The following is a 15,288-nucleotide window of genomic DNA, read 5'->3' as shown; positions in this document are numbered from 1 at the left end:
CGGCCACCCCTACCCATGTCCGCGCCGGTCAGACGGCGCGGTGGTACTGGTCGGGCCGGCGCCCAACCGCCCCCAGCTCGCGCGCCGCGAGGTTCGGCCAGTAGGGGGTGCGCAGCAGCTCACGGCCGAGCATCACCGCGTCGGCCCGCCCGGAGGCGACGATCTCCTCCGCCTGGCGCGGCTCGGTGATGAGGCCGACGGCCGACGTGGGCAGATCGGTCTCCGCCTTCACCCGGGCCGCGAACGGCACCTGATATCCCGGCTCCACGGGGATCCGGGCCTTCGGCGCGTTGCCGCCCGTCGAGACGTCGAGCAGGTCCACTCCGTGGGCGAGCAGCTCCTTGGCCAGCCGCACGGTGTCGTCGGCCGTCCAGCCCTCGCGGGGGTCCTCGGGGTTCTCGCTCAGCCAGTCGGTGGCCGAGACCCGGAAGAACACCGGCAGCTCGTCCGGCCACTCGGCGCGCACCGCGTCGACCACCTCCAGCGCGAAGCGGGCGCGGCCGGCGAAGGAGCCGCCGTACGCGTCGGTGCGCCGGTTGCTGAACGGCGACAGGAACTCGTGGATCAGGTAGCCGTGGGCGCCGTGGATCTCCACCACCCGGAAGCCGGCCGCGAGCGCGCGGCGCGCGGCCGCCGCGAAGCCGTCCACCAGCCGCCGGATGTCCGCCTCGCTCAGCTCGTGCGGCACCGGGTGGCCCTCGTCGAACGGGATCGGGCTGGGCGCGACCGGCCGCCAGCCGTGGTCATCGGGGCCGACCGGCGCGCCGCCGCGCCACGGACGGTCGGTGGACGCCTTGCGCCCGGCGTGGGCGAGCTGGATGCCGGGCACCGCGCCGTGCTCGGCGAGGAACCGGGTGATGCGGCCGAACTGTGCTTGTTGGCGCTCGTTCCACAGGCCGAGGTCGGCGGGGCTGATCCGGCCCTCGGGGGACACGGCGGTGGCCTCGACCATGATCAGCCCGGCCCCGCCCACCGCCCGGGAGCCGAGATGGGTGAGATGCCAGTCGGTGGGCACGCCCTGCCCCGGCCCCTCCACCGCCGCGCTGTACTGGCACATCGGCGACATCCAGACGCGGTTGGGAATGGTCAGGTTCCGCAGGGTCAGGGGCTCGAACAACGCGCTCACGCCGCGCTCCTCTCATCGGGACCCTTGTACGATAGCTGTCGTAGTATGGCATCTGTCAAACTACGAAGACCTTCGTACAAGAGGAGGCCCCGATGACCCCTCAGCCCCGGACGCTCGACCATCCGGACCGGTCCGAGATCCGGCTGGAGGACGTGCTGCACGCGCTCTCCGACCCCGTACGCCTGCAGGTTGTGTGCTTCCTGGCCGCCGGCGGCGAGTCCTCCTGCTCGGCGATCGACCTCGCGGTCAGCAAGTCGACGACCACCCATCACTTCCGGGTGCTCCGCGAGGCGGGCGTGATCAGGCAGGTCTACCGGGGGACGGCGAAGATGAGCTCCCTGCGCCACGAGGACCTCGACGCCCTCTTCCCCGGCCTGCTCGACACCGTGGTCACCGCGTACGACGCCCAGCGGGCCAGGCTCTCGTAACTGCCCAAATTGAGTTGACCAGTTACTCCCCTTTGCCGTACCTTGGTAACTGCCAAAGAAATTTAAGACGGTTACAACGGCGACCTGGACGGTAATGATGTTCTACGACTACTCCCTGGCCACCGAGCGCATCACCGAGTTGCACCGCGAGGCCGACAACGCACGCGTCGCCAGCCGCCTGGTCGCGGCCCGGCGCTGGTCGCGCCTCGCGTCCTGGGCGCAGCGTCAGGCCCAGAGGGCGAGCCACGACCTGGGCTGACGGCCGTCACCGCGTCGGTCCGGAAGGGAAGGGCCGATGCGTGCGACACGCGACATCCGCACGGCGGTGGTGAAGCCGGTCATCGCCGCCCTCATGGAGGACGCGGGCACCGGCCTCGACTACGGCACCCGGCCCGACCGCCTGCCGGGACTGCTCACTCCCCTTGACCGTTTCTTCGTCCGCAACCACGCCCCGACCCCCCGTCTCGACGCGAGAACCTGGACGCTGCGCGTCGAGGGCGGCGGTGTGCGCCGCACCGTCCGGTACACCTACGACGACCTGTGGCGCCGGTTCCCGCTCGTGTCCGTCGTCCGCACCCTGGAGTGCGCGGGCAACCGGCGCGCCCTCTTCGGCGCGGAGCACGACCACCGCTTCGGCGGGGTGCAATGGGGCCGCGGCGCGATCGCGACCGCCGAGTGGACCGGGATCCCGCTGCGCGACCTGCTCGAACCGGCGGGCCTGACGGACGCCGCCGTCGAGGTCATGCCCGAAGGGCTCGACGAGGCGCGCGGGCGCCGCCCGATGCCCCTCGCCAAGGCCCTGGCCCCCGACACCCTGCTCGTGCTCGCCATGAACGGCGAGATCCTGCCGCCCGACCACGGCTTCCCCGCCCGCGTGGTGGTCTCCGGCTGGCTCGGCGCGGCGAGCATCAAGTGGGTGGGCCGGATCGAGGTGTCCGACCGGCCGCTGCGCGTGCCGTGGAACACCGAGGACTACGTGATCCTCGCCCCCGGCCGGCCGGCTGTGCCGATCACCTCCACGCCGGTCGCGAGTCTGGTCGAGCTGCCCTGGCCCGGGCGACTGCACCCGGGCCCGCAGACGATCCGCGGCCGGGCGTACGCCGGGGAGGACCGCGTCGCCGCCGTCGACTACCGGATCGACGACGGCCCATGGCGGCCTGCCGCCCTCGACGGGCCCGGCCTCGCGAGCGTCTGGACCCGCTGGCGGTTCCCCTGGGATCCCTCCCCCGGCGCGCATGTCGTGCGGGTGCGGGCCACCGACGAGCACGGCCGCTCCCAGCCCGAGGCCACCCCCTGGAACGACCTCGGCTACTGCCACAACTCGGTGCTCCCCCACCCCGTGCTCGTGGCCTGACGGGGCTCAGGGGACGAGCACCACCTTGCCCGTGGTCGCGCGGGTCTCCAGGGCGGCGTGCGCGGCGGCGGCGTCCTTGAGCGGGAAGCTCTGCACCAGCGGGACCAGCGCGCCCGACCCCGCGGCCGCCAGCGCCCGCTCCTCCAGGCCCCGCAGGCCACCCGGCCGCTTCAGCACCCGGGGGCCGACCGCCACCGCCGCGGTGATGCCGCGCGCGTACAGGTCCTCCGTGGTCAGCGCGGTCGGGCCGCCCTGCGCGTCCGCCCAGCCGAACAGCACGATCCTGCCGCCGACCCCGAGCAACTCCAGGGTCGTCCGCCCGAGGTCCCCGCCGACGCCGTCGAGCGCCAGCGTGACCTCCCGGTCGCCGAGGATCGCCCTCACCTCGTCGGGCCAGCCCGGAGCGGTGTAGTCGACGGCGTGGTGTGCCCCCAGCGTCAGCACCCGGCGGGTCTTCTCCTCGCCGCCCGCGAGCCCGACGACCGTGGCGCCGGCCCTCGCCGCCGCCTGCACGAGCAGGTTGCCGATGCCTCCGGCCGCCGCCGTCACCAGGACGACGTCGTCCGCCCGGATCTCCGCGACGTCGAGGATGCCCATGGTCGTCCGGCCGGTGCCGATCATCGCCACCGCCTCGCCGTACCCGAGGCCCTCCGGGATCTCGTGGATCGCCGAGGCGTCCCGTACGGCCAGTTCGGCATAGCCGCCGGGAGCCATGCCGAGGTGGGTCACCACCCGCCTGCCGACCAGGCCGGGATCGGCCCCGGGGCCGACGGCGTCGACGACCCCGGCGACCTCCCGGCCGGGGATCGTGGGCAGGTCGGGGACGGGGATCGGGCCGCCGGCGTACTTCCCGGCCCGCAACGTGGTGTCGACCAGGTGCACCCCGGCCGCCCTTACGGCCAGGCGGACCTGGCCGGGCCCCGGCTCGGGATCCTCGACCTCCTCGTAGACGAGATTCTCGGCGGGGCCGAAGGCGTGAAGTCGAATGGCGTACATGTGTCCCGTTATAGAGCTCCGAGCCACGCCCCCACATCGGGCGATGGTCCTAGGTCTCACGCGGCCCGATAGGTGGAGTCACAGAGTTATGGCGTTCTTCGTTGGGTTTTTTCCCGGCGGCCCTTATGCTCGCACCAAGTCCTCTTTACTACCGTGAGTGAGGAGATGTTGCGTGGCTGATGACGCGCCGCCACCCGGTATCGATGCGCGCGTCCCCAATCCCGCGCGCATGTACAACTACTTTCTCGGCGGAAAGGACAATTTCGCGGCCGACCGGGAAGCCGCCGAGCGGGTCATGCAGGTCGCACCCGAGGCTCCCGCGCTCGCCCGCCGCAACCGCGCCTTCCTGCGCCGGGCCGTACGCCACCTGGTGGCCGAGGCCGGGATCCGGCAGTTCGTCGACATTGGCACCGGGCTGCCGACCGAGGGCAGCGTCCACGAGGTGGCACACGAGATGGACCCCGGCGTCCGGGTGGCGTACGTGGACAACGACCCGGTCGTGCTCGCGCACTCCCGGGCCCTGCTGTCGGGCACCGCCGCCACCACCGTCACCGTGCAGGGGGACCTGCGGCGCCCCGAGGAGATCCTGGCCGAGCCGGAGCTGCGGTCGGTGATCGACCTCGCGGAGCCGGTCGCGATCCTGCTCGTGGCCGTGGTGCACTTCCTCTCCGACGACGACAAGCCGACCGAGCTCGTGGCCCGCCTCAGGGAGTCCGTCGCCCCGGGAAGCCACCTCGTGCTGTCGCACGTCACCGACGAGGAACGGGCCGGCGACGCCCGCGAGGGGGCGGCCGTCTACCGGCAGGCCAGCAGCGGTATCACGCTGCGGAGCCGCGAGCAGATCCACGAGCTGTTCGACGGTTTCCAGCTCATCGAACCGGGGCTCGTCCCGCTCGACGACTGGCGGCCCGACGACGAGAACCTGCTCGCCCGGCAGGCCCGCCGCCACCTGCCCACGTGGTTCCTCTGCGGGGTCGGGCACGCGCTCTGAAAAGGCCGTGAATATTGTGTTACGTCCTGTGTGTACTTGTTTCTTCCTTTAGGTGTGATACGCCAGGCTATGCGGCATGCTCAAGCGCACCAGGCTGTTCGGGCGGAAGACCCGAATCACTTTCACCCTGCCCGTTGACGAGCCCTCGGGGACGGTCAGCGTGGTGGGCGACTTCAACGAGTGGCTGCCCGGCCGCCACGAACTGCTGCGGCGCAGGAACGGCACCCGCACCGTGTCGGTGATCCTCCCGCCGGGCGCGCACCGGTTCCGCTACCTCGCGACGGGCGGCGTGTGGTTCGACGACGACAACGCCGACCAGGTGGACGACCAGGGCAGCGTGCTGCACCTCTGACAGACAGGGACACCGTTTCTCCCGCCGGAAGCAGGGCATACGGGGAGACCATGAAGGCAGTTACCTGGCACGGCAAGCGCGACGTACGGGTGGAGGAGGTCCCCGACCCGGCCATCAAGGAACCCACCGACGCGATCATCCGGGTCACCACGACCGCGATCTGCGGCTCCGACCTGCACCTCTACGAGGTGCTCGGCCCGTTCATCGGCGAGGGCGACGTCCTCGGCCACGAGCCGATGGGCATCGTCGAGGAGGTCGGCGCGGAGGTCACCCACATCTCCCCCGGCGACCGCGTCGTGATCCCGTTCAACATCTCGTGCGGCCACTGCTACATGTGCGACCGCGCGTTGTACGCCCAGTGTGAGACCACCCAGGTCCGTGAGTACGACACGGGCGCCGCGCTCTTCGGCTACACGAAGCTGTACGGCGAGGTGCCCGGCGGCCAGGCGCAATACCTGCGTGTCCCGCAGGCGCACTTCGGGCCGATCAAGGTGCCGGACGGGCCGCCGGATGAGAGGTTCGTCTACCTCTCCGACGTGCTGCCCACCTCCTGGCAGGCCGTCGAGTGGGCCGAGGTGCCCGACGGCGGCAGCGTCACGGTCTTCGGCCTCGGCCCGATCGGGCAGATGTCCGCCCGCATCGCACGCCACCGCGGCTACCGGGTGATCGGCGTGGACATCGTCCCCGAACGCCTGGAGATGGCCCGGCGGCACGGCATCGAGGTGATCGACGGAAACGAGACCGACGAGGTGCCCGAGGCGATCCGGTCGATGACCGGAGGCCGGGGCACCGACTCGGTCATCGACGCCGTCGGCATGGAGGCGCACGGCTACACCGTGGGCAAGCTCGCCCAGACGGTCACCGGGATGCTGCCCGACAAGGCCGCCGCCGCCATGATGACCCGCGCCGGCCTCGACCGGCTCGCCGCCCTGCAGGACGCCATCGAGACCGTACGCCGCGGCGGCACGATCTCGATCAGCGGTGTGTACGGCGGGATGACCGACCCCATGCCCATGCTGCAGCTGTTCGACAAGGGCGTCACGCTCAGGATGGGCCAGGCCCACGTAAAGCGGTGGGTGGACGATCTCATGCCGCTCCTCACCGGCGACGGCGATCCCCTGGGGGTCGAGGACCTGGCGACCCACCGCCTGCCGCTCGACCAGGCCCCGCACGGCTACGAGATCTTCCAGAAGAAGGAGGACGGCGCGATCAAGGTGCTGCTCAAGCCCTGACGATCAAGCCCTGACGGCCGCGGCCCGCCTGACCCGGCCGCGTACGGCGGTGCCGAGGAAGACCGCCCCGAACACCAGGCCCACGAACAGGGCGATGGAGGCCCCGGTCGCGACGTTCCACTGCGTGGAGACCCACACGCCCGCGAGGGCGCACGCGACCCCGATCGCGGCGGCGAGCGGGAACAGCGGCGCGAGCCTGTCTGTGAGCAGGCGGGCGGTCGCGGCCGGGCCCACGATCAGCGCCACGGCGAGGATCGTCCCCAGCGCGGGCACGGTGGCGACCACCGTCACCTCGACGACCGCGAGCAGCGCGAAGTCCAGCAGCACGGTGGGCAGCCCGAGCGCCGCCGCCCCCACCGGGTCGAACGCCGCGAGCAGCAGTTCCTTGCCCACCAGGGCGAGCAGGAGCAGCACGCCCGCGGCGACGGCGGTGGTCGCCACCAGGTCGCCCGTGCCGACGGCGAGGACGTCGCCCACCGTGTAGGCCGCCAGGTCCTTGGTGAAGCCGTCCTGGGCCGACACCAGCACCACGCCGAGCGCGAAGCCGCCCGACAGCGCGATGCCGGTCGCTGTGGTGAAGTCCTGCCCCCGGCCCCGGCCGAACACGAGGACGGCGGCGACCACCAGCAGCCCGAACAGCCCGCCGCCGAGGTAGAGGTTCACCCCGAGCAGGGCGGCGACGACGATGCCGGGGAACGTCGCGTGCGTGAGAGCCATCGTGAAGAACGGCAGCCGCCGCGCGATCACGAAGACCCCGACCACCCCTCCCAGCGCGCCGACCAGGACGGCCTCGACGAGGGCCCGGTGGACGGTGGAGTCGAGCCAGTTCACGCCGCCTCCAGGACCGAGCGGCGGCGGGCCCGGCTCAGCCCCGCCTTCCTGCGGACGAACCCGGCGGCGTGGGCCAGGCCGTACATCGCCACCAGGACGAGCACCACGGTCGCGCCGGAGGCGAGCCTGACGCCGTATCCGACCGACGCCTCGTAGCTCACGACGAGCCCGAGCCACCCGGCGGCCGCGCCGACGAGGCAGGCCAGCGGCACGATGACCGCGAGCCGGTCCGACAGGCTGCGCGCCGCCGCGGCCGGCACGATGAGCAGCGCGATCACGAGAACCGTGCCGACCGCCTTGACGGCGGCCACGACGACCAGCGCGACCGCGATGTTCAGCACGAGGTCGAGCAGGCCCACGCGCACACCGGCCGCCTGGGCGCCCTCGGGGTCGAAGGCGCGCAGCAGCAGCGGCCGCCGCAGCACCGCCAGCAACGCCACGACCACGACCGTCACGACGGCGGTCTGCGCGAGCTGCGCCTCGGTGACCGTCAGCACCCGCCCGAACAGGAACGCGGTGAGGTCGGAGGTGAAGCCGGTCTGCCGCGACACCAGCACCACGCCGACCGCGAACAGCGTGGTCAGCAGCATGGCGAGCGCGGCGTCCTCGCTGACCCGGCGGCGCTGGGTGAGCAGCGTGAGCAGGACGGCCGTGACGACTCCTGCGGCCAGCGCACCCCAGAAGATGCCGCCGTCTCCGGCCATGAGGTGGCCGATGACCACTCCGGGAAAGACGGTGTGCGTCAGGGTGTCGCTGACGAAGGCGAGCCGGCGCAGCAGCACCAGCACGCCGACCGTGCCCGCGAGCGCGCCGAGGACGACCAGTTCGACCAGCGCGCGGGCCATGAACGGCAGGTGGAAGGGTTCGAAGAGAATCATGTCTGGGTCACGATCACGCGGTCGCCGCGCAGTTCGAGCGCGTGCCCGCCGTACGTCGCGCGCAGCCGCTCGGGCGTCAGCACGTCGCCGGTCGGGCCGAACCCGAACTGGTGCCGGTTGAGCAGGCACACCTCGTCGCAGGCGAGGTGCGCGATGGCGAGGTCGTGGGTGCTGACGACGACGGAGGCGCCCTGCGCCTTCAGCGAGCCGATCGCCTCCAGCAACGCGTGCTGGCTGACCGCGTCCACGCCGTTGAACGGCTCGTCGAGCAGCAGCATCCGCGGCTTGGCGGCGATGGCCCTGGCCAGCAGCACCCGCTGGCGCTGCCCGCCCGACAGCGTGCCGAACCGGTCGCGGGCCCGCCCGGCCAGCCCGACCCGCTCCAGGGCGTCGGCCACCTCGGCCCGGTCGGCGGCGGAGGGGCGGCGCAGCCAGCCGATCCGCCGGTAGCGGCCCATCATCACCACCTGCTCGACCGACACCGGGAAGTCCGGGTCGAGCGTGTCGGCCTGCGGCACGTAGGCGACGTCGCGGCGGGCCTGCGCCGGGGGCCGGCCCAGCACCTCGATCCGGCCGCGCACGACCGGCACCAGGCCGAGCAGCGCCTTGATGAGCGTGGACTTCCCGGCGCCGTTCGGACCGATCAGCGCCACGGCCTCGCCCTCGTGGACGACGCCGTCGAGTTCTTCCAGGACCGGGACGTCGCCGTAGGCCACGCTCGCCCGGTCGAGCACCAGGGTCGGCGCGCGCTCACTCATGCGGCGGTCCCCCTCAACGCGTTGACGATGGTGTCGGTATTGTGCTCCTCCATCTGCAGGTAGGTCGCACCGGCCGACCCCTCGGGGCCCAGCGAGTCGCCGTACAGCGCGTCCTCTCCGGCCACGACGGTCACTCCGGCCTCGCGGCCGATCGCCTCGGCCGTCTTGGGCGGCAGCGACGCCTCCGAGAAGATGGCGGCCACCCCGGTCGCCTTGATCTTGGCGACGAGGTCGGACACCTGCTTGGCGGACAACTCGGCCGAGGTGTCGAAGCTCGGGATGATCGAGCCGACGAACGTCAGCTTGTAACGGTCGAGGTAGTAGCCGAAGGCGTCGTGGTTGGTCACGAGCTTGCGCCGGTCGGCCGGGACCGACTCGATCTTCTTGGCGATCTCGCCGTCGAGCGCGTCCAGTTTCGCGTCGTACGCCACCCGGTTGGCCTGGTAGGCCGCGGCGTCGCCAGGATCGGCGGCGGCGAACCCCTTCTCGATCGTGGCGGCCATCGTCTTGACGTTCAGCGGGTTGTGCCAGATGTGCGGATCGCCGTTGCGGATCCGTACGCCCTGGGAGGCGTCGACGACCGGCCCGTCGAAACCGGCGGCCGAGATCGTCTCGTCCAGCCATTTCTCCAGGTCCACCCCGTTCTTGACGAGCACGTCGGCCTCGGCGATGGCCTGCATGTCCGCCGGGGACGGCTCGTAGTCGTGGGGATCGACGTTCGGCTTGAGCAACTGGTGGACGCTGACCCGGTCGCCGCCGACGTTGCGGGCGAAGTCGGCCACCTGCGTGGTGGTCGCCACCACCTTCAGCGGCTGGGCCGGATCGGAGGGGGAAGGGGGCTTGTCTCCGCCGCCGCACCCGGCGGCGAACAGCACGAGCAGGGCGGCGGACGACAACGTACGGGCGAGCGGCGAGAGCACGACGAATCCTCGAGTCGGCATATCAAAGTCAGTGCATCAGGGGAAACATCCCTTCCAAATGTCTCGCAAATGAAAATCATTGTCAACTTAGGACACTTCGGCCTGGCGATCACGACCTGGAACACGAGGGCGCTACCCCCGGCCTGAGATCGCCGCCTTCGTCCGCGCGGCCATGGACGTCGCGGACAGCACGGCCCGGGCCGTGCCGGGGTTGTCGGCGAAGACGCCGTCCACGCCGAGGTCGTAGAGCATCGCCAGCCAGCCCATCACGTTGCCGGTCGCCCGCGCGTACGCCGGGGAGGCCGGGTCGCCGCGCCTGAAGTCGGCCGGGAGCTGGGCGTTCTCGTCGCGCACGGTCCACACGTGCACGTCGAGCCCGGCCCGGTGAGCGTCCCGCACCAGCGTCGTGGGGGCGAGGAGGCGGCCGTCGGGTCCCGTGGGGACGACCCGCGAGGTCGCCACGCCGATGCCGTCCGCGTACGTCGCGACCTCCGCGAGCCCATCGGGCGTGACCATCCGGTCGTACGGCGCGCCGGAGCCGCCGACGAGCTGGATCAGCGGCAGCCGGGTCTTCCCGCGCAGCTCGCGCAGGTTGGCCGCTTCGAACGACTGGATGAAGACCGGGTCGTGCCGGTCGCGCCAGCCGTGCCGGCCCAGCACGTCGAGCAGCGGCCCCTCCAGCGGCAGGCCGATGGAGGCGAAGTAGGTGGGGTGCTTGGTCTCCGGATACACGCCCACGCCGTGCCGCCTGGCCAGCTCCGCGACCTCGTCGAACGTCGGGATCGGGGCCAGGCCGTCGAAGGCGGCGTTGCCGGGGCGCAGGTCGGGGATGCGCTCGACGGCCCGCAGCGTGCGCAGTTCGTCGAGCGTGAAGTCCTCGGTGAACCAGCCGGTGACCGTCACCCCGTCGATGGTCTTGGTCGTGCGGCGGCCGGCGAACTCGGGGTGGCTCGCCACGTCGGTGGTCCCCGAGATCTCGTTCTCGTGGCGGGCCACCAGGACGTGGTCCTTGGTGGAGACCAGGTCGGGCTCGATGTAGTCGGCCCCGAGCGCGATCGCCGTCTCGTACGACGGCAGCGTGTGCTCGGGCCGCAGCGCGCTGGCGCCCCGGTGGCCGATGACGACGGGTTCCGGCAGATGTGGCACAGCCGTCACTGTACGGCCACCGTATACGCGTACGGCTCCCGCGCCGGGACGCGGGAGCCGTACGGAGATGGGGGAACCGGGTCAGTTCCTCGTGGAGCCGATCAGACCTGGCCGGCCTTCTCCAGAGCGGTGCAGCAGGTGTCGACCATCAGGCGGGCGACGACGTAGGGGTCGACGTTGGCGTTGGGGCGCCGGTCCTCGATGTAGCCCTTCTTGTCCACCTCGACCTGCCACGGGATGCGGACCGAGGCGCCACGGTCGGAGACGCCGTAGCTGAACTTGTCCCACGGGGCGGTCTCGTGGTGGCCGGTGAGGCGGTCCTCGATGCCGTGGCCGTAGTTCTTGACGTGCTCCATGGCGTTGTCGGCCAGGGCCTCGCACGCGGTGATGATCGGCTCGTAGCCCTCGCGCATGGCCTTGGTGGAGAAGTTGGTGTGCGCGCCCGCGCCGTTCCAGTCGCCCTTCACCGGCTTCGGGTCGAGCGTGGCGGCGACGTCGAACTCCTCGGCGGTGCGGTAGAGCAGCCAGCGGGCGACCCACATGTGGTCGCCGACCTCCAGCGGACCCGCGGGCCCCACCTGGAACTCCCACTGGCCGGGCATGACCTCGGCGTTGATGCCGGAGATCGCGAGGCCGGCGGCCAGGCAGCGGTCGAGGTGCAACTCGACGATGTCACGGCCGAACACCTCGTCGGCGCCGACCCCGCAGTAGTAGCCGCCCTGCGGGGCGGGGAAGCCGCCCAGCGGGAAGCCGAGCGGGCGGCCCTCCTTGAAGAAGGTGTACTCCTGCTCGATGCCGAACCACGAGTCCTGCTCGGCGAACCGCTCGGCCACCTCGACGAGCGGGGCGCGGGTGTTGCTGGCGTGCGGGGTCATGTCGGTGTGCAGGACCTCGCACATGACCAGCACGTTGTCACCGCCGCGGATCGGGTCGGGGCAGGTGAACACCGGCTTGAGCACCAAGTCGGAGGAGTGACCGGTGGCCTGGTTGGTGCTGGACCCGTCGAAGCCCCACAGCGACGGCTCGGCGCCGTCGGCAAGGACCTTGGTCTTGGAGCGGAGCTTCGCGGTCGGCTCCGTGCCGTCGATCCAGATGTACTCGGCCTTGTAGGTCACGTCGATCCCTTTCGAACGAGGCGGCCTGGCGTTCGTCCGCCACGTCGAGATTGCCGTTCTGGGATTTCGTAGCTTTTGCCCGTTTGTGAACACGGTGTTAACGCGCATCCTTTGCCTTGGCCCTGCTGTGACCCGGCGCACATGATCCGCGTCCCTGCGGGCAGTCGGAGAAGCGTCCACGAATCGCAACCGCACGGCAACCAGTATTTGGGAGTGAGGGCAAATGGTCTTATTGGGCCTGCTTCTGATCCTGATCGCGGCGGCGGCCGTCATCGAGGTGTCGGTCAACGACACCGCGAACACCATGCCGATCACGGTCCTGGACCGTACGTTCAATCTCAGCCCGTTCGAGCTGTTCATCGCCGGCGTCGTGACCGCCGCCGTGTTCGTCGCCGGCCTGCTGCTCATCACCGGCGGCATGCGCCGTGCCGCCGTCAAGCGCCGCCGGATGCGTGAAACGCGCCTGGCGGAGCGCGACCGCGTGTCCCGCCTGGAGGCCGAGAAGCGCGACCTGGAGCGCCGTCTCGAGACGACCACGACGACCTCGGCCACCTCGGCGACCTCGACGACCACCCCGGCCGCCGAGCCCGTCACCAAGCAGTATCCGAAGGTCGACCGGGACCGCGACGGAGTCGACGACCGGGCCGAGCGCGCGGAGCGGGCCGAGCGTCCCACCGCGCCGCACAACCGCCTCTCCGTACCCGCCCAGCAGTCGTCCCCCGACCAGCTGGTGGCGGGCGGGCGTCACGCGTCCGACGAGCGCCGCGCCTGATCCGTCATGCCGGGGGTGACACTCGCCCGTCCGGTCATGACCGGACGGGCTCGGGGGCCCGCTCGGGAAGCCGAGCCCTGCTGACGTCCCGCCCCTGCGCGCACGCCAGCTCCGCGAAGGTGATCGCGTTGCGTACGGCGGCGCCACCGGGGTCGTTGTTGAAGTAGACGTAGGCGTCCGGCACGTCCCCCAGGCGGTCCACCCAACTGCGCAGCGCACGCCGCCCGTAGTTGGGCCAGGGTTCCGCCCCTCCCTCGTGGAAGCGCAGGTAGACCCAGTCGGCCGTACGCCACAGGGGCCCGGCCGGCCGGCCGAGCCGGTCCGCCCAGCACAACGCGGCCCCGAACTCGGTCAGCAGGGCGCGGATCTCGTCGGTCCACCACGAGGCGTGCCGCGGCTCGACGGCGACCCGTACGGCACGCGGAAACCGGGCCAGGCAGGCCCGCAGCCGCCCGGCGTCCACCTGCAGGGTCGGCGGCAGTTGCAGCAGGATGGGACCCAGCTTCCGGCCGAGGCCCTCGGCCACGCCCATCAGCCGCTCGACCGGCTCCTCCGGGTCCTTCAGCCGCTTGATGTGCGTCAGGAAGCGGCTGGCCTTGACCGCCATGACGAAGTCGGGCGGCGTGCGCTCCCGCCACGACTCGAACGTCTCCCGCTTCGGCAGCCGATAGAAGGCGTTGTTGTTCTCGACCGTGGCGAAGATCTCGCCGTAGCTCTCCAGCCACAGTCGCTGGGGTACGCCGCCGTAGACGAGGTCGCGCCAGTCGGCGTACTGCCACCCAGAGGTCCCCACCAGCACGGGCATGTCCCTCCCCTACCCAGCGGACGGCATAGATCGCGGCCAGCGGGGCACGCGACGTCAAGAAGAAGCAAAAACGCGCCGAAAGGGGAGCACGATGATCCAGGGCAAGACGATCGCATTCCTCGTCGCCCCCGAAGGGGTCGAGCAGGTCGAGCTCACCGAGCCGTGGCAGGCCGTCCAGCAGGCGGGCGGCACGCCGAGGCTGGTCTCGGTGGAGCGCGGGGAGATCCAGGCGTTCAACCACCTCGACAAGGCCGGCACCTTCCCCGTGGACGCCGTGGCCGGAGAGGTCTCCGCCGCCGAATTCGACGGGCTGGTCCTCCCCGGCGGGGTCGCCAACCCCGACTTCCTGCGGATGCGGCCGGAGGCCGTACGGTTCGTCAAGGAGTTCTTCGACGCGGGCAAGCCGGTCGCGGCGATCTGCCACGCGCCGTGGACCCTCGTGGAGGCCGGCGTGGTGCGCGGGCGCACGCTGACCTCGTGGCCCAGCCTCCAGACCGACCTGCGCAACGCGGGGGCGACCTGGGTGGACCAGGAGGTCATGGTCTGCACGGGTGGCCCGAACACCCTGGTGACCAGCCGGAAGCCGGACGACCTGAAGGCCTTCTGCCAGGCCGCCGTGGACGCGTTCCGCGCCTGAGCGAGGACTTTCCCGGGCAGATCAGGCTCTGTCATGCTTTCCGGGTGCGATCCCGCGGACTTACGGCATGACCCAGGTTTTCACGCTCGGAGAGGCATTGGGCGTCGTCTCCGGCGACCGGCTCCGGCATGACATGACCATCCGCCTCGACGTGGAGGGGCCCGAGCTGACGACGGCGGTCGGCCTGGCCCGGCTCGGCCACACGGTGAGCTGGCTGGGCCGGGTCAGCGCCGACGAACTGGGCATGCGCACGCTGACCGTGCTGCGCGGCGAAGGCGTGAACGTCTCCCACGTACGCGTGGACGAGACGGCGGCGACCGGGCTGATCCTCCGCCAGCGGCGCATCGGCCGTTCGTCGCACGCCGTCCACTACCGGGAGGGCTCGGCCGGGTCGCACCTGTCGACCGGCGACGTGCCCGGTGAGGCCGTCCAGTCGGCGCGGATCCTGCACGTCACCGGCGTCACCCTCGGGCTGAGCGGCCTCGCCTGGAGCGCCGTCCACCATGCCGTCAAGATCGCCAGGGACGCCGGTGTGCTCGTCTCGGTGGACGTCAACCACCGCGCGAACCTGTGGGAGAGCGTGGAGGAGGCCCGGCAGGGGCTCACGGAGCTCGCCGCCTCGGCCGACGTGCTCTTCGCGACCCAGGACGAGCTCATGCTCGTGGAGCCCGTGCTCGCGTCCACGCCCGAACTGGTCGTGACCCGGGGCGCCAAGGGAGCCAGCGCCACCATCGAGGGCCTGCGCTACGACACCCAGGCCGCCCCGGTGACCGCAGTCGATCCCTCCGAGGTCGGCGGCGCGTTCGTCGCGGGCTACCTCAGCGCGATCCTGGACGGGCTGCACCCGTCGGACCGCCTCAAGCGCGGCATCTCGGTGGCCGCCTTCGCGGTCGCCAGCCACAGCTCCTGGCAGGGCCTGCCCACCCGCGGCGAACTGCCCCCGTGAC

18 protein-coding genes are annotated in these 15,288 nt (G+C 71.5%); 9 read left to right on the top strand and 9 right to left on the bottom strand.

Annotated features, from left to right (window positions below):
* Nucleotides 1-28: 28 nt before the first annotated feature.
* On the bottom strand, nucleotides 29-1,126 hold the full coding sequence (locus FH610_RS37285) for an NADH:flavin oxidoreductase/NADH oxidase (protein ID WP_139579939.1): 1,098 nt from the start codon (nucleotides 1,124-1,126) through the stop codon (nucleotides 29-31).
* A gap of 92 nt (nucleotides 1,127-1,218) precedes the next feature.
* On the opposite strand from FH610_RS37285, the gene FH610_RS37280 reads away from it, so the two are divergent.
* From FH610_RS37280 to FH610_RS37275, 3 genes are all read left to right on the top strand, one after another.
* A complete protein-coding gene (locus FH610_RS37280; RefSeq protein ID WP_139579938.1) occupies nucleotides 1,219-1,554 on the top strand; it encodes an ArsR/SmtB family transcription factor in 336 nt (111 codons plus the stop codon).
* Between the two features lie 94 nt (nucleotides 1,555-1,648).
* On the top strand, nucleotides 1,649-1,813 hold the full coding sequence (locus FH610_RS43110; RefSeq protein WP_161628180.1) for a hypothetical protein: 165 nt from the start codon (nucleotides 1,649-1,651) through the stop codon (nucleotides 1,811-1,813).
* A 36-nt stretch (nucleotides 1,814-1,849) separates the two neighbouring features.
* Entirely contained in the window at nucleotides 1,850-2,908 is a 1,059-nt protein-coding gene (locus FH610_RS37275; RefSeq protein WP_139579937.1) for a sulfite oxidase, read from the top strand.
* A gap of 6 nt (nucleotides 2,909-2,914) precedes the next feature.
* Here the strand turns inward: FH610_RS37275 and FH610_RS37270 are convergent, their stop codons facing one another.
* Nucleotides 2,915-3,904 carry a zinc-binding dehydrogenase gene (locus FH610_RS37270; protein ID WP_139579936.1) on the bottom strand — a complete coding sequence of 330 codons (990 nt, stop codon included), beginning with the start codon at nucleotides 3,902-3,904 and terminating at the stop codon, nucleotides 2,915-2,917.
* A gap of 172 nt (nucleotides 3,905-4,076) precedes the next feature.
* Between FH610_RS37270 and FH610_RS37265 the strand changes: the two genes are divergently transcribed.
* The 3 genes from FH610_RS37265 to FH610_RS37255 all read left to right on the top strand — a co-directional run bounded on the left by FH610_RS37265 (nucleotide 4,077) and on the right by FH610_RS37255 (nucleotide 6,479).
* Nucleotides 4,077-4,895 (top strand): SAM-dependent methyltransferase, encoded by an 819-nt coding sequence (locus tag FH610_RS37265; protein WP_205826345.1) that lies wholly within the window; start codon nucleotides 4,077-4,079, stop codon nucleotides 4,893-4,895.
* A 76-nt stretch (nucleotides 4,896-4,971) separates the two neighbouring features.
* Nucleotides 4,972-5,247, top strand: a complete 276-nt coding sequence (locus tag FH610_RS37260; protein WP_139579935.1) for an isoamylase early set domain-containing protein — start codon at nucleotides 4,972-4,974, stop codon at nucleotides 5,245-5,247.
* Between the two features lie 50 nt (nucleotides 5,248-5,297).
* Nucleotides 5,298-6,479 carry a zinc-dependent alcohol dehydrogenase gene (locus FH610_RS37255; protein ID WP_139579934.1) on the top strand — a complete coding sequence of 394 codons (1,182 nt, stop codon included), beginning with the start codon at nucleotides 5,298-5,300 and terminating at the stop codon, nucleotides 6,477-6,479.
* Between the two features lie 3 nt (nucleotides 6,480-6,482).
* On the opposite strand, the gene FH610_RS37250 is transcribed toward FH610_RS37255, so the two are convergent.
* From FH610_RS37250 to glnII, 6 genes are all read right to left on the bottom strand, one after another.
* Entirely contained in the window at nucleotides 6,483-7,310 is an 828-nt protein-coding gene (locus tag FH610_RS37250) for a metal ABC transporter permease (protein ID WP_139579933.1), read from the bottom strand.
* The gene (locus FH610_RS37245) at nucleotides 7,307-8,188 is read right to left on the bottom strand and encodes a metal ABC transporter permease (protein ID WP_139579932.1); all 882 of its coding nucleotides are present in this window, start codon (nucleotides 8,186-8,188) and stop codon (nucleotides 7,307-7,309) included. Before FH610_RS37245 ends, FH610_RS37250 begins: the two co-directional genes overlap by 4 nt.
* On the bottom strand, nucleotides 8,185-8,946 hold the full coding sequence (locus FH610_RS37240) for a metal ABC transporter ATP-binding protein (protein ID WP_139579931.1): 762 nt from the start codon (nucleotides 8,944-8,946) through the stop codon (nucleotides 8,185-8,187). Before FH610_RS37240 ends, FH610_RS37245 begins: the two co-directional genes overlap by 4 nt.
* On the bottom strand, nucleotides 8,943-9,866 hold the full coding sequence (locus FH610_RS37235) for a metal ABC transporter substrate-binding protein (protein ID WP_205826344.1): 924 nt from the start codon (nucleotides 9,864-9,866) through the stop codon (nucleotides 8,943-8,945). Before FH610_RS37235 ends, FH610_RS37240 begins: the two co-directional genes overlap by 4 nt.
* Before the next feature lie 132 nt (nucleotides 9,867-9,998).
* Nucleotides 9,999-11,012: a glycerophosphodiester phosphodiesterase gene (locus FH610_RS37230; protein WP_240809420.1), complete on the bottom strand. Its 1,014-nt coding sequence runs from the start codon at nucleotides 11,010-11,012 to the stop codon at nucleotides 9,999-10,001.
* Between the two features lie 101 nt (nucleotides 11,013-11,113).
* Complete coding sequence (glnII, locus tag FH610_RS37225; protein WP_139579928.1) at nucleotides 11,114-12,127, bottom strand: glutamine synthetase; 1,014 nt, start codon at nucleotides 12,125-12,127, stop codon at nucleotides 11,114-11,116.
* A 223-nt stretch (nucleotides 12,128-12,350) separates the two neighbouring features.
* Here glnII and FH610_RS37220 point away from each other — a divergent pair, with 223 nt between their 5' ends.
* Nucleotides 12,351-12,899 (top strand): hypothetical protein, encoded by a 549-nt coding sequence (locus FH610_RS37220; protein WP_139579927.1) that lies wholly within the window; start codon nucleotides 12,351-12,353, stop codon nucleotides 12,897-12,899.
* A gap of 34 nt (nucleotides 12,900-12,933) precedes the next feature.
* Here FH610_RS37220 and FH610_RS37215 read toward each other — a convergent pair whose 3' ends face one another.
* Entirely contained in the window at nucleotides 12,934-13,704 is a 771-nt protein-coding gene (locus FH610_RS37215; RefSeq protein WP_139579926.1) for a DUF72 domain-containing protein, read from the bottom strand.
* Nucleotides 13,705-13,795: 91 nt separating this feature from the next.
* On the opposite strand from FH610_RS37215, the gene FH610_RS37210 reads away from it, so the two are divergent.
* On the top strand, nucleotides 13,796-14,341 hold the full coding sequence (locus FH610_RS37210; RefSeq protein WP_139579925.1) for a type 1 glutamine amidotransferase domain-containing protein: 546 nt from the start codon (nucleotides 13,796-13,798) through the stop codon (nucleotides 14,339-14,341).
* Nucleotides 14,342-14,408: 67 nt separating this feature from the next.
* Complete coding sequence (locus FH610_RS37205) at nucleotides 14,409-15,287, top strand: sugar kinase (RefSeq protein WP_139579924.1); 879 nt, start codon at nucleotides 14,409-14,411, stop codon at nucleotides 15,285-15,287.
* Nucleotide 15,288: the final 1 nt, after the last annotated feature.

The organism is Microbispora catharanthi, assembly GCF_006334915.2.
GTDB lineage: Bacteria > Actinomycetota > Actinomycetes > Streptosporangiales > Streptosporangiaceae > Microbispora > Microbispora catharanthi.
This window is presented reverse-complemented; position numbering and strand designations above follow the sequence as displayed.